The following is a 14,070-nucleotide window of genomic DNA, read 5'->3' as shown; positions in this document are numbered from 1 at the left end:
TGGATAGGTGCCTTTATCGCTATCGTCATTTAGTCGAGAATGCCTTTGCTAGAATCAAGCAATATCGTTCAATATCAACTAGATATGATAAGTTAGAAAGGGATTATGCCAGTATGGTATCACTGGCACTTATGTTAATGTGGCTGCCAATGTATTGTTGAGTAATTTATGTACAGCAAAGTTCAACAGCCCCTAGTTATTAAAGCTTAACTATTAGGCTGTAGAAGTGCCAAAATTTAGGTTAATTGAAGCTAACTAAGCACTAGCAGATCTCAGCAACGGCATCACCTGCATTAACATAATCGCCCTCTTGGACTGTTTTGGTTAATGTGCCACTTCGGTGTGCAATAATTTGTACTTCCATTTTCATGGCTTCCATAATGCCAATAGCATCACCTTCGTTTACATTTTGCTTATCATCAATTAACCATTTAAAAAGATTACCAGATACTGGCGATGGTACAACAGAATCGGATAGTACGTCATTAGCAGAAGTTGAAGTCGATGAGGTAACGTTTGCTTCGGTTTGCATAGCAAATCCAGCAAATAGGTTTGCTGGTAAGCCCAGTTTACAGCGTTTGCCGTCAATTTCGATAACTGTTTTTATTAATGCTTCTTCTTTGGCAGGAATTTGCCTTTTTGCAGGTGTGATTGTGGCATTTAATTCGGTTTCGATCCAACGGGTATGTACATTAAAATCATCACAAAAGTCAGGATGTTCAATCACAGCACGATCAAATGGTAAAACACTTGCAACTCCTTCAATTGTAAATTCTGCTAACGCACGGCGAGCTCTAGCAATGGCTTGTTGTCGATTACGACCAACCACAATCAATTTTGCCATCAGTGAATCAAACGTGGCAGGAATTGTTGACCCCACCGTTACGCCACTGTCCATGCGAACACCTGCCCCTAATGGCACATCAAAGCGTGTAATAGTGCCTGCCGCAGGTAAAAAACCATTAGCGGCATCTTCGGCATTGATACGAAATTCAATAGCGTGGGCTTTAGGTTTTGGCGTTTCATTAATGCTTAATGGCAAACCTTGGGCAATACGCAGTTGTTCAACAACAAGATCAATGCCTGTTGTTTCTTCCGTTACGGGATGTTCTACTTGTAACCGTGTGTTGACTTCTAAAAACGATAATTTGCCATCTTGGCTGAGTAAAAATTCAACCGTTCCTACACCAACATAATTTGCTTTAGCACAAATGGCTATTGATGCTTGGGTTATTTGTTCGGTTAATTGCTCGTTAATAAAGGGAGCTGGCGATTCTTCAATTAATTTTTGATTACGACGTTGTAATGAACAGTCACGCGTACCTACCACAACAATATGACCTAATTTGTCGGCAATAACTTGTGCTTCGACATGTCTAGGATTATGTAAAAACTGTTCTAAAAAGCACTCTCCACGCCCAAAAGCGGCAGTTGCTTCACGCACGGCTGAATGGTAAAGCTCTTCTACTTCATCTATTTGCCAAGCTACTTTTAAGCCTCGACCACCGCCACCAAATGCGGCTTTTATAGCAATAGGTAAACCATGTGCATGGGCAAATTCGATCGCTTCTTTAGCGTTTTTAGCTGGTTCTTTTGTTCCCACAACCAATGGCGCACCCACTTGCAATGCAAGTTGCCTTGCTTTGACTTTGTCACCTAATATTTCAATCGTTTCGGGATTGGGTCCAACCCAAATTAACCCTGCATCTTGTACCGCTTTTGCAAATTCAACACGTTCAGATAAAAAACCATAACCAGGGTGCACCATCGTTGCTCCTGATTTTTTAGCTATAGCAATAATTTTATCAATATCTAAATACGTTTCGCTTGGCATATTGCCTGCTAGCCCATAAGCTTCGTCGGCCATTTGTACATGAAGTGCGTTAATATCGGCATCAGCATAAATCGCAACAGATAAAAATCCCATATCACGACAAGCACGCACAATGCGTACGGCAATTTCGCCACGGTTAGCAATTAATACTTTATGCGTTATTGTTTGATTATTTTCAGACATGATCAACATCACTCCCTTCAAATTCTTTAAATATCCCTATCGGATTAAATTTTATTTTGGCATTGACTGGTATTTGACCTGCCAAATCTAAATGATAATTACATACTGCACCAATAACAGGATAACCACCCGTTAAAGGGTGATCATTCAAAAATAGTACTGGTTGCCCATTAGCAGGAATTTGGATTGCGCCGATGCAAGTTCCTTCACTCGGTAATTCTTGGTATTTTTCACGACTTAGTGGTTGTTCACCAGATAAGCGTAATCCAATACGGTTAGAAGCTGGCGTTACTTGCCATAGCTGTGAAGTAAGAAGCGCTATTGCTTGCTGAGTAAACCAATCAGTACGTGGCCCAAGCACAATATCTAAAACAACCACATCCTCACTGGTTGGGTAATCGATAGCAGAGGTTTCGGTTAATGAAATGGATCTTAACGCATTTGTTTGCTTTATTGCCAATGTTTGCCCTGCTTTTAGCGGTAATGGTCCTACTTGCGCAAGCGTATCATAAGCACAACTGGTTAAAATTGGCGATACTTGAAAACCACCACGCACCGCTAAATAACTACGAACGCCACGCTTTACATTGCCTAGGCGGATAATGTCGCCTACTTCTAATTGAATTGGCCGATACATGGGCGAAGTATAGGCTTCGCCTTGGGCGGTGGTAATGGTGATATCACATACAGCCCCAGTTACCGCAACTAACATGGAATGGTGTATTTGTGCACTAAAACCGCCTTGAGTAATTTCTAACGCCGGTTCATTAATTGAATTACCTAGCACACGGTTAGCGCTGTGTAATGCGCTTTTATCCATCGCTCCTGATTCAGAAATGCCTAACACCGCCTGCCCAATTCGGCCATTGTCTTGAAACAATGTTTGCAGTCCTGTCGTTAATACGGTTATATCTTGTTGCTCAACAAGGTCATCTTGTTTTTTAGCTGCTGATAAATGAGCAGGTAAATGATAAGTTGTTTTCGATTGGCTTACATCAATAAAATGAACCCGAGTCCCCGGTTTGAACAGCGCTGGCTCATCACGATAGATGTCCCAAACTGCGGTGTCAGTAATACCAATAAGTTGCCAACCACCTGGGCTTGCTTGTGGGTAAACACTACTAAATTCCCCTGCTAAAGCAACCGATCCTGCAGGAATGCGGACTCGTGGTGAGTTTCGACGTGGCACATTAAGCTGAGCCGTTTTAGATACCATATAAGCAAACCCCGGAGCAAAGCCACAAAAAGCCACTTGATACTCGTTATCAGTGTGCCTTGCAATGACTTCGGCAACCGTTATGCCAAGATAGTCTGCCACTTGAGGTAAATCTTCACCATTATAGCGAACTGGTATTGTTACCAATTCGCCAGATTGCATAACGCTTGCCGAAATATCTAATTGAGCAATCTGCTTTGCAAGTATATTAGCATTGGTCACAATGGAGTTATAACGGATTAATAGGGTTCGTGCCGCTGGGATTATTTCATTGATATGCCAATCAGCAATAACACCTTGAAGCACATCAGTAAGTGCCATGGTTTGCTCAAGGCTGTTTAATTCTACGATAAACGCATCGATATTAACGGGTAAAAATCGCATTAAGTACCTCGAAATATGATCAATATCCAATCACTAACAACACATATTTTATATTGTTTTGTTATATTAAAGGCCAAGTTTATAGCCCACTTAGTAAAGTGTTGTCTAATCATATTTGTATTTTTTTTATTAATTTAATTAACTTTTTCAAAAAATTAACTAATTTAGTTATTATTACTTTTAGTAAACGAGGCAATATGAATACCATTTTGTTGTAGTTTTTGTCGCACTTTTTGTGCCATCGCTAAAGCGCCAGCGCTATCGCCATGGACACAAATTGATCCTGCCTCAATACGCACAAATTGCCCTTCGATAGACATCACGCCACCCTCATTAACCAATTGCAACATACGGTCGGCAACCAAATCAGGATCGTGCAATACAGCACCAGCTTCTTTACGCGAAACTAATGTGCCATCGGCATGATAAGCTCTATCGGCAAACGCTTCAGCAACGACGCTCAAACCGCTTTGTTTAGCCCATTCAATCAATTTTGAGCCTGCAAGAACAACCAAAGTCAATGTCGAATCAACCGCACAAAGCGCATCAATCACCGCCATTGCCTGACGCTTATCATGCGCAATGGTGTTATATAATGCACCATGTGGCTTAACATAACTTATTTTGGTGCCGATTGATGTGGCTAATCCTTTAAGTGCGCCAATTTGATAAATCACATCAGCGGTTAACTCATCAGTTGCTATATCCATATTACGACGACCAAATCCCACTAAATCAGGGTAACCAACATGAGCACCCACTTCGACATTATTGGCTTTGGCCGCTTTCAATGTTTTTAAAATACCTGCTGGCGAACCAGCATGAAATCCACAAGCGACATTGGCACTGCTAACAACTTTTAGCATTGCCTCGTCATTACCCATTTGCCATTGACCAAAGCTTTCGCCAAGGTCACTGTTTAAATCAATACTTTTGGTGATTGTCATATTGTCCTCTATTTTAAATAGTTAAAAATAGTCGCGACCGACATTATGCCCATATACCAAGTAATTGCGCACACTATCACACCTAAAAGTAATAACCATCTTGGATAATGATATCCAGACATAAGATCAGCTCGTCGCCAACCAATATACACAAAAATGGTCAAACCAAGCGGTAACACTAAGCCATTAAAACCACCGGCAAAAACAAGTAATGATACAGGTGCGGTTCCCATAGCTAAATAGATCGCAAGCGAAACAGCAATAAAGATAATGGTGGCAAATTGGCGTTGTTTATCTGTAATTGTTCGTTTAAAAGGTGTAATAAACGTCATTGAAGTATAAGCGGCTCCAATAACACTCGTTATAGCTGCCGCCCATAAAATCAAACCAAAAAGGCGTAATCCAAGCTGACCCAAAGCTGCCTGAAAGGCTTGCGATGCAGGGTTGGCGGCATAACTTGAAATATCAATTGTCACACCACTTGCCACGACACCTAAAATCGCTAAAAATAAAATGTAACGCATTAAACCAACAACAACAATTCCTTTTGTGGCTGCACCTGAAACATAATCAATATGCTCTACACCAACCATACCTTTATCAAGTAAACGGTGAGCGCCAGCATAAGAAATATATCCCCCAACGGTTCCACCAACAATAGTTGTGATTGAAGCAAAATTGATATCGCTCGGAAACACGGTTTCTTTTAACGCTTCACCAACTGGAGGCTGCGATGCAAACACCACAAATAACGTTAAAACAATCATTAGTAAACCAAAACCAATCATTAAACGATCAATAAAATTGCTAGCTTTGCGTGATGAAAAAATATAAACCGCTAAAAATGCACTAATTGCTCCGCCCCATTTAGGATCAAGCCCAACAAGTGCATTTAAACCTAATCCGGCGCCGGCAATATTACCAATATTAAACACTAACCCACCAAATATAATTAGCACCGCTAATAGATAACCACTAAATGGAATTGTGGCATTGGCAATATCTGATGAATTCATTTTGGTTAATGCAACCACTCGCCAAATATTTTGTTGAACAACAAAATCGATAATAATAGAAGCCAAAATACCAAAGCCAAAGGCAGTACCAAGCGTAACGGTAAACGTAGCGGTTTGAGTAATAAATCCCGGACCGATTGCCGATGTCGCCATTAAAAAAATGGCACTGATTAATGAAGCACGACGATTTTTAACAAAAGCAACGGTATTACTGCTATGATTTTCCATATGCATGTCTCCTCTTAATTTATTTCTATAATGCCGTAGTAAATATAATTATACCCAATGTTATCTATAAGAAATAACCATGTTATAACTTTAACAAATTTTGATAAATGCAAGTTAATATCATTACTACTTTTTACGCCAAAAACTAATAAAAATAATTATAATGATTCATCATCCTGTAGTAATAAATTTATAATGATCTAAAAACTTGGTATACACAAAATTGTATAGAAAAATATCTTTATATAATGTGTACATCTTTAATTCATATGACTAAAGATAATAATTTTTGTAAAAAAGTTTCAGGAAATACTAGGTTTCAGTATAAAACAAAAACATCCATCTTATACATAATTATAATTTAATGTAATAATTTTTAACAAATTTTTATTATATCTTTGCGTAAAACAAGAATAATTATCTTTTAAAACAAAAAGTGGTATTAGTGTATAAGATTTGCGTATAATCAAGCAATCACTTATTTTTTTATACAGTCAGTTGGGTTTACATATGCTGTAATTATCGTTCAGGTATAACGTATTGTTAGTTAATGTCATTTAAGAAAGGAATGTTTCTCAATCATTTGCTTTAGAATGAGAAACACTAATACTGATTATCAAAATACATATATCATTAAGCCGAATATTGAGTTTACTATTACAATATAACCTTAAATAGTGTAATTGATGTTAAAAAATAGCTTGCGCTTATTGCAATTCCATAGGGTAATGTAATACCGCCTTCGGGTTTCTTTAAACGTTTATATATAATTACAAAGATTGCTAGCGGCAAACCAAAAAATGTAATCACCACCAAAAAAAACAGAACGCTGCTTACAGGAATTGTTATTAAAAGTGCCGTAATTAATTTAATATCCCCCGCACCGGCTAATCGGCAATAAAACATAAGTAAACCACAGACTAAAAATATCGTTGATGCGCCATAATTTAGCTGTCCTTGACCGAACAAAAAATTTAAAATAGCCAAAATGAATATTATTATGACGATTTTATTTGAGATTGTTCGGTACTTCCAATCCGTATAACAAGAAACTAACAAACATAGCCAAATCGCTAGAATAATAATATCATTAATTAACTCTTGACTAATCATTAGAAACCTTGCCCTGGAATATAATCTTCACCATATACTTTTTTCATCTCGTCTGTAACAAATTTTAATTCTACGCCTGGCCAATCAACAGGCCCTGTTCCTGAGCGAAATTTATTTGTGCCAGGAAAGCCAACGCCAAAAACTTTACCTTCATCATTCCAATATAACAAGCTTTCTTTACCTCCATCAACTTTTGTTAAATTGCCAATATGGCTTTTAATTGTTGGGGTTGCTTCATATATGATATGGTTAAAAGCACCGGCAGTTACACCCCATACTGATATTTTATTGCTTTTTGTGGTAGCAATACATCCTGCATAGCGACAATATAGCATACCAACATTACCAGTAATTAATTGAGGATCTTTTATGCCTCTTTCACACCGAGCATCATTATGTGAGTCACAACCAATTCCTATGTGGTTTGCTGCCCCCATAGAGTAAACGTCAGCGGATGATGTTACAAAAGTCGTGAACCGATTTCCGCCTGTTATCTGTGCTATATTTTTTCCATCAACGGGTAAATTTGTGATTTGCTTCGGTTGAAAATCAAAAACATGAGCGGATATATTTTCAAAACCAAACGCATTTGATTCTTCATCCCCCCAGGCAAAAACTTCGCCATTATCATTAATAGCATAACCACTTTCATAAGCAGCTCCGATTAATACTACAGGTCTATTATTAAAATACTTTTGTGCAATACGATTAACTCCAACTATTGATCTTTTTGTTCCTTGCCCTGCTTGCCCATAAAGATTATATCCCCAAGAATAAACTTCGCCACTTCTTGTCAATGCATAAGAAGTATATTCCCCTGCATTAATCATAATAACATCTTTATTCTCTAACACTAAAACGGGCGAAGTTGGATAACCTTTATATTTACCTCCAGCAGCTTCCTGATAGCCATTTTGCCCCCATCCCCAAACATTACCTTGATCATCTAATGCAATTATATGAGCAATTCCAGTTGCAACTTGTGTAATACTAAGTCCTTTTTCAACAAAACTTTTCACTCTGGCAGGAGGCGCACTAGATGAAACAGTATAAACACCATTACCTTGTAGACCTAGATCTCTATATCCCCAAATCCAAAGATCACCGTTTTCGATTGTTATGCCCGTATAAGCTGAGTTAGATGCGGTAGGGATCTGCAATCCTGATTTTATTGAAAACAATACAGCATCACTTCGCTCATTGGCAAATAACGAACAACAACATAAACAAGATACAAACAATACTACTAATTTAATCAGTTTCATTTAGAATTGCTCCTATCATATTATTGATTAATTAGACTCACCTTTGTTAATAAAATTCCCAGTTTCTGTTTGAATAATTTTTTCCACTGTATCGAACAATGTCTTATAATCATTAGCCTCGTGCACATATTTTTCATTACCATTCATACACTTGGTAAACCATTTTCCGTATGAAGCTGTCGAATTACCTGCTTGTGGATCTAGTTTTATATAATGGATCATCGCTGTTTTAGCTGCTCTATTAATATAACCATTTTTTTGATTATCTAATGAGGTCAACCCGCTAGTTATTGCCTGACAAACACCTGCATCCAAGAAGTTATCTCTAAGAATATCCGCTCCTGCATCATCTTTGCCATCTGTAATAATAATGATCATTTTATTATTACTCTCACCTTTTGCCATTACAGGAACAGCTCTTAATAAAGCAGTTATGGTATCTGTCCCACCACCTGGTTGCCAGTTTCCATTTTTAATATAATTTAGTAGATCTAGATTGTGATTTTTATCTGCACTAAAAGGCACTAAATGAGGGGATGATTTAAATGTTCCAATATATTTTGCGGTTTCTTTAAACCTTTGGAAGTTAGAGCTCATATTAATCACATCTTTACTCATAATATTATTATTGTATAAAGGTGATTGACACATTCCCAAAAACGGTGAAAAATCACCAACAGCTGGCGAAATAGGTCGATTAAATGTTATTGTATTACTATTGATACCACTAAATAAGGTATCAATTGTACCTTGTACATCGACTGTTTTAGTGTTGGCAAATGAATAATGCACATCAGGATAATCCCCTGAAAACATATAATCATACAATTGAACTATATTGCCATATTGTGTTTTAATGATATTTTCATTTCTAGCATGTAATGGGTAATTAGGATCATCTTCACCACAAGCATATTTTGCCGATCCCATATTAAGCTGATCAACATGATTTCGATTGCGACATAATCCGCTATTGACTAAAGCTTGATCATTATTAAGACCTTTTGCCGGCCCAATAATTTGTGAATAATAACGATAATTAAAATAATCTAAATAATAATTAACAGTATTCTCAAATTTAGTAAAGTAGTTATAGGATGAAAAGTCATTAATCTCTCCACTTGCTTTTAAATTACTCCATTTTGAATACGCAATATTTTTATTAGCCCAAAAATTATAATCAATTTTGTCATAAGGCGATTTCATTTTATACATAACCGAGCAAGCGTAGCTTTCTCCGCCTGCTGGATTTTTAGTATCTTGCTGAACCGGTACACCAATGTCATAAGGAACTAATGCAAATTTAGAATCCCCTTTAAATTGATCAATAATATCAACGATTGCCGCTTTCATGTATTGAAGGCGTTGCTGTGGGCTATTTGTTCCTAAGTAATCGTTACAAGTTGAGTCATTATATTGGCACGTTGCCGAGCCTGAAAAATCAGCAATAAAAGCGATATCAAATGAATCAAAACGTTCAAATTTTTTTGTATTCCCGTAACTGTCGGATTTATTAGTAACAAACATAGATTTTGACTCACCGGTTTGTTCATCAGTAATTTGGGAATTCAATTTTTGTTTATATTTAATACTATATACTTTTTCTTCTTTGTTATATTCAACATCAATACTATCGCCATCGCCCAACGTGTCAGTAATTTTTTGAGAGGAAAAGTAATTGATATAATTCATTGCCATTGAACGATTATTTTTAATGGCTGTTTCATCAATATTTTTATTGTTTAAAGCGATAATCGCTAACGAGGCTTCGTTAGTTGCTTCAGAAAGCCTAGCACGATTGCGCATTGTTTGGGTATGTTCTATCGAAACTACCATAAAAGCAAGCATAGCAGGAACCATAATCGCAAAGCTTATAGCCACACTACCTAAATTACACTTAAAAAAAGATTTATTATGATTTTTTTTGTGTTCAGATTTGTTATTACTCATATAGACCTCTAATATGCGTGTGGTTAGCGATGATAAATTGGGCAAGCTGTGTCTGTAGGATTTAAAATATCATTACAGCGAGACAACACAACAAAATTACTACATAAATTTGGTAAAAAACCAGAGGCAGTTCTGTTTGAGTTAACCAATTTTAAATAAAGACTTTCCTCGTTGACAATACACATACTGACGCGATACAGAGGAATCCAACGCCCTTCTAATTTATTTGCCAAATCACCAATTCTTGGAACATATGGAACGAGTTTTGAATAGTTAGTAAGTGAACCATCTAAACGATTGTCCATATTAGGTAATGCAGAAAAATAGTTGCTAATGCCATCATTGCAGGCGCCAGAAGGACAAGATTGAGCACTTAACGTAACAAATTCAGCATCTTTTAAACTTGCAGGGTTATTAACATCTTGAAAAATAAATAAACCATCTACTTTTACAGCCACATTGCGTCCACCTAATAATGAACTTGCTAATTGGCTAAGTTCTTTTACTTGAGTTTCATTAAACAGTTCATGAGATTGAAAGCAAGAGTTAGAATTACTGCATAATGAAGATGTATTCTGAACACTTGAGCTATCTATGATTGGATACAAAGATGACCTTTCACGAAAAATCGAAGCTACCGCATAATTTGCACGCTCTAATCTACTTTGTAACATAATGCTACTATATACATCATAAATAATAAATACCAAAGCTGAAAAGCAAAAAAAGCATGCAGCAAATTCTATTGACATTATACCATCTTTATTACGCAAAAAATTGCCAGAAGATTTCATTGTTATTTTATTCCTTAAATTATCAACTATTTTTATTAAACTCTCGGTAAGCGATAGTTTTTTTTGTCAAAGAGGTATCAAGAATACGACTAAACAATTTGGAAAATATGGCTGAATATTCATACCGTAATTCAAATAACAGTATCTGAGTATTATCAGCAAGCGCAGCTTGGCAACCACCATCAGTTACCTGCTTGACTGTTTCACAATATTTTACTGTTACTGTAAACTTTTGTGGATCAGCAATATAGGGAAATAAAACTGATTCTGATGCGATCAATTGCTGCATTTGTTGTTGATAACTCGACTGTTGCGAAATTGCTGCTTTTCTGGTTATTTCTGTAGTCATTAAATCCAAAGCTGAACCAATAAACATAATTCGGCTAAATTCAAGAACGAACAAAAATAGAACAACTAACGAAGGAAAAACAATTGCAAATTCTACCGAGACACTTGCTTTTTTTTGGCGAAAAAATAATTTCCAATATTTCAACATAATTTTGCTCTATTTTATTATATTAAAGATTAATCTTTCTTTTTCTTTAATATTGAAAAAGGTGATTTTTGTTTGTTTGTTTCGATTTTTTTATTACCTATAATGGTTGAAGCTATTTCTTTTATTTCTTTACTGCTATGTGCTTTTTTAAATTTATCCAAATTTGGGATAAATTTGCGTGTAAAATCAATATTTCGGCCTAAAAATTCTTCTATATCGCTATCTTGCAAAGCATTTTTTTTATCATAAGGAACATCTTCATTTAAACAAACCAAAAAACGTTTATTTTGGAAATCTGTATTTTGTGTGGTAAGGCGAGATATTTCGTCTAACATTTTTTTAGCAATTTTGATCGAAAAGGGATCGCGATTTATTACAATAAAAACAATATTAGACAAGGTAATAATCTCTTCAAAGTGCTTAAATGAAGAGGCTAATCCCATATTTTGATCAATAACTGTAATATTAAATTGCCCTGAGTTTAAATTGTCGTATTTCCAAGCGGTATCACTTGGCTCGACTTTTACTTGCAGCGAGAGTTCAACATCAACTAATGAACCATCTTGAGGGATTGGCATTTCAAATAAAAAATCAGCATTAGGACTTGCTGTTGCACCTTGAATATAAAGAAGAGGATAATTTGTTAGTGAACTAATATTTTTTAGTGTATGGACCACTAACGATGAAGTACCAATTCCGCCTTTACACCCTAAAAACGCAATAACGCTACCTACTCTTTGGCTTGAACCTGGTGGAGTGATACTCCTTGTGTGTAAAATATCTGGAATCTTTTCTAATTGACTATTCTCTAATAAAAAATGAATTCCTTTTTTTAACAAAAATTCAGAAAACTTAATCGAATCATGACTACCAATGAGTATTGTTGATGCTTGAATTGGAAAAAAACGGTTAATATTTTCTGATAAAATTTCTGCATTGTCTTGATCTTCGATATCTAAAATAATAGCATCATATCTGTTCCAGTGTGGAGCTTCCTTTAAATCAGATAACTCTAACGGAAAGATCTCCATCCCTAATACATTGTAAAGAAAAAGCACAGAGCGAATATTTTCAATCAACTCACTTCTTTTACTTAAAATAGCCACTTGAAAACCGGATATACGCCCAACCACAAATTCTTGTGAAGCGCTTTTTGATGTATCATTATCTTTTTTACTACCAAATAATTGCATAATAATCTCACTAGCCTTTTATTCAATAAAACCCATGTCGTTAATAAATTTTTCACTTTCATTAGATACAGGCACTGTTTTGCGTCGCTGCTTATCCATATTATTTTTAATATTAAAAAAGCTATTAATTACATCGGTACGTTCTAAAATTGGTAGCTCTACACCATTAAAACTATTATTAGAGTTAACCAAATTAACTGTTGCAAATACAACCATTTCGGTCTTTTCACGTCCGTTTCCTACGCTACGAGCCAATGCCCCTAAAATAGGGATATCACTAACAAAAGGAATACGTGATAATGTTTCTGTATCTTGCTCACTAATTAATCCAGCTATTACAAAGCTATCACCATCAGATAAGTCAATAGTTGAACTGGTTTTTCGTGTTTGTAAAGTTGGAATATTATAGTTATTAAACGCATACGAACCAACAACCGAACTGACTTCGTTATTAATAAATAATCTAATACGTTTATCATTATTTACTTTTGTGCTGATATTTAACTTAATACCATACTCTTTATACGTAACGTTAGAGTCACCATCTTTACCAGTAGATATAATTGGAATTTCACCACCGACTAAAAATGAGGCGCTTTCACCTGATAATACAGATAAATTAGGCTGTGCTAAAATTTTAGCTAAGCGATCATTTTTTATTGCACGAATCATGGTAACAATATTATGAATATCAAATCCTTTTTTTAGACCCAATAATGTAAATTCACCAATATTATTGGGCTTAAAATCTTTACCTTTGGCCATACTTTCCAAAGTTAAACTTTGCCACTCAATACCCAACGAATCACTAAATGTTTTGCTCACCTCAACAAAGGTCAACTTTACATTAACTTGATACTCTTCAATGACTCTAATATTATCAATAATATTGTTATAGACATAATAATCCTGAAATGTAAGCTCTACATCGCCAAACTCACCTGATGCTTTGCTTCGTATACGTTCCGCATTTTGCCCAACAAGTGTCCCTACAAGCGTGATAATTTTACTTTTTGTTGTCGTATCTGGCGTGGTACCATTTAATACATAAACAAATTTACCATTTGCGCCGCCGTTATCATAACGATCTATTGTTACGCTGCTATTTGGAAAATTTTGCGCTATTCTATGTGTGATTTGCGATAAAAGTGGATCAACATTAATAGTATCATTAATAATAATATTATTTGCATCATCATAAACGAGTAAACTAGTTCTACCATTTGATCTGCCATATATAATTAATGATTTACCATCAACAACTTCGTAATTAGCTACGCTGTCTTGACTAATAAAGACAGTGCCTACATTTTCAGGTAAAACAATTGTTTTGCTTTGCCCAATTTGTAAGTTATGAATATTAGCAAAAACCAACGAGGAAAAGCTAATAGATAATAAGCAAACTAGCTGTTTAATTGTGTTTATAATTGGTTTAATTTTTATTAGCATTC

The 14,070-nt window shown here is 35.7% G+C and carries 12 protein-coding genes; 1 reads left to right on the top strand and 11 read right to left on the bottom strand.

Annotated elements, in window-relative coordinates; genetic code table 11:
* A partial coding sequence (locus tag GQ590_RS00820) for a transposase (RefSeq protein WP_160405928.1) occupies positions 1-161 on the top strand: 161 nt, incomplete at its 5' end.
* A 101-nt stretch (positions 162-262) separates the two neighbouring features.
* On the opposite strand, the gene GQ590_RS00815 is transcribed toward GQ590_RS00820, so the two are convergent.
* From GQ590_RS00815 to GQ590_RS00765, 11 genes are all read right to left on the bottom strand, one after another.
* A complete protein-coding gene (locus tag GQ590_RS00815) occupies positions 263-2,017 on the bottom strand; it encodes a biotin carboxylase N-terminal domain-containing protein (RefSeq protein WP_202112821.1) in 1,755 nt (584 codons plus the stop codon).
* On the bottom strand, positions 2,010-3,617 hold the full coding sequence (locus GQ590_RS00810) for an urea amidolyase family protein (protein WP_160405926.1): 1,608 nt from the start codon (positions 3,615-3,617) through the stop codon (positions 2,010-2,012). Before GQ590_RS00810 ends, GQ590_RS00815 begins: the two co-directional genes overlap by 8 nt.
* 164 nt (positions 3,618-3,781) lie before the next feature.
* Positions 3,782-4,558 (bottom strand): 5-oxoprolinase subunit PxpA, encoded by a 777-nt coding sequence (locus GQ590_RS00805; RefSeq protein ID WP_160405940.1) that lies wholly within the window; start codon positions 4,556-4,558, stop codon positions 3,782-3,784.
* 14 nt (positions 4,559-4,572) lie between these two features.
* Positions 4,573-5,814 carry an NRAMP family divalent metal transporter gene (locus GQ590_RS00800; RefSeq protein ID WP_368669139.1) on the bottom strand — a complete coding sequence of 414 codons (1,242 nt, stop codon included), beginning with the start codon at positions 5,812-5,814 and terminating at the stop codon, positions 4,573-4,575.
* Between the two features lie 651 nt (positions 5,815-6,465).
* Positions 6,466-6,921 carry a prepilin peptidase gene (locus GQ590_RS00795; RefSeq protein WP_160405924.1) on the bottom strand — a complete coding sequence of 152 codons (456 nt, stop codon included), beginning with the start codon at positions 6,919-6,921 and terminating at the stop codon, positions 6,466-6,468.
* Positions 6,921-8,186 carry a hypothetical protein gene (locus GQ590_RS00790; RefSeq protein ID WP_160405923.1) on the bottom strand — a complete coding sequence of 422 codons (1,266 nt, stop codon included), beginning with the start codon at positions 8,184-8,186 and terminating at the stop codon, positions 6,921-6,923. The genes GQ590_RS00795 and GQ590_RS00790 overlap by 1 nt, the downstream gene beginning before the upstream one ends.
* Before the next feature lie 27 nt (positions 8,187-8,213).
* Positions 8,214-10,136, bottom strand: a complete 1,923-nt coding sequence (locus GQ590_RS00785; protein ID WP_160405922.1) for a TadE/TadG family type IV pilus assembly protein — start codon at positions 10,134-10,136, stop codon at positions 8,214-8,216.
* Positions 10,137-10,159: 23 nt separating this feature from the next.
* Positions 10,160-10,930: a tight adherence pilus pseudopilin TadF gene (gene tadF / locus GQ590_RS00780; RefSeq protein WP_160405921.1), complete on the bottom strand. Its 771-nt coding sequence runs from the start codon at positions 10,928-10,930 to the stop codon at positions 10,160-10,162.
* 22 nt (positions 10,931-10,952) lie between these two features.
* A complete protein-coding gene (locus GQ590_RS00775; protein ID WP_160405920.1) occupies positions 10,953-11,426 on the bottom strand; it encodes a TadE/TadG family type IV pilus assembly protein in 474 nt (157 codons plus the stop codon).
* A 29-nt stretch (positions 11,427-11,455) separates the two neighbouring features.
* On the bottom strand, positions 11,456-12,619 hold the full coding sequence (locus GQ590_RS00770) for a hypothetical protein (RefSeq protein WP_160405919.1): 1,164 nt from the start codon (positions 12,617-12,619) through the stop codon (positions 11,456-11,458).
* Positions 12,620-12,637: 18 nt separating this feature from the next.
* Positions 12,638-14,068 carry a type II and III secretion system protein family protein gene (locus GQ590_RS00765; protein WP_160405918.1) on the bottom strand — a complete coding sequence of 477 codons (1,431 nt, stop codon included), beginning with the start codon at positions 14,066-14,068 and terminating at the stop codon, positions 12,638-12,640.
* Positions 14,069-14,070: the final 2 nt, after the last annotated feature.

Source organism: Gilliamella sp. Lep-s35, from assembly GCF_009795845.1.
Taxonomy (GTDB): Bacteria; Pseudomonadota; Gammaproteobacteria; order Enterobacterales; family Orbaceae; genus Gilliamella.
This window is presented reverse-complemented; position numbering and strand designations above follow the sequence as displayed.

What these genes read in the sequence shown, in the direction of transcription:
- GQ590_RS00795 (WP_160405924.1), bottom strand. Translation starts at nt 6,921, where the DNA reads ATGATTAGTCAAGAGTTAATTAATGATATTATTATTCTAGCGATTTGG.
- GQ590_RS00785 (WP_160405922.1), bottom strand. Translation starts at nt 10,136, where the DNA reads ATGAGTAATAACAAATCTGAACACAAAAAAAATCATAATAAATCTTTT.
- GQ590_RS00770 (WP_160405919.1), bottom strand. Translation starts at nt 12,619, where the DNA reads ATGCAATTATTTGGTAGTAAAAAAGATAATGATACATCAAAAAGCGCT.
- GQ590_RS00765 (WP_160405918.1), bottom strand. Translation starts at nt 14,068, where the DNA reads ATGCTAATAAAAATTAAACCAATTATAAACACAATTAAACAGCTAGTT.
- GQ590_RS00815 (WP_202112821.1), bottom strand. Translation starts at nt 2,017, where the DNA reads ATGTCTGAAAATAATCAAACAATAACGCATAAAGTATTAATTGCTAAC.
- GQ590_RS00775 (WP_160405920.1), bottom strand. Translation starts at nt 11,426, where the DNA reads ATGTTGAAATATTGGAAATTATTTTTTCGCCAAAAAAAAGCAAGTGTC.
- GQ590_RS00790 (WP_160405923.1), bottom strand. Translation starts at nt 8,186, where the DNA reads ATGAAACTGATTAAATTAGTAGTATTGTTTGTATCTTGTTTATGTTGT.
- GQ590_RS00800 (WP_368669139.1), bottom strand. Translation starts at nt 5,814, where the DNA reads ATGCATATGGAAAATCATAGCAGTAATACCGTTGCTTTTGTTAAAAAT.
- GQ590_RS00810 (WP_160405926.1), bottom strand. Translation starts at nt 3,617, where the DNA reads ATGCGATTTTTACCCGTTAATATCGATGCGTTTATCGTAGAATTAAAC.
- tadF (WP_160405921.1), bottom strand. Translation starts at nt 10,930, where the DNA reads ATGAAATCTTCTGGCAATTTTTTGCGTAATAAAGATGGTATAATGTCA.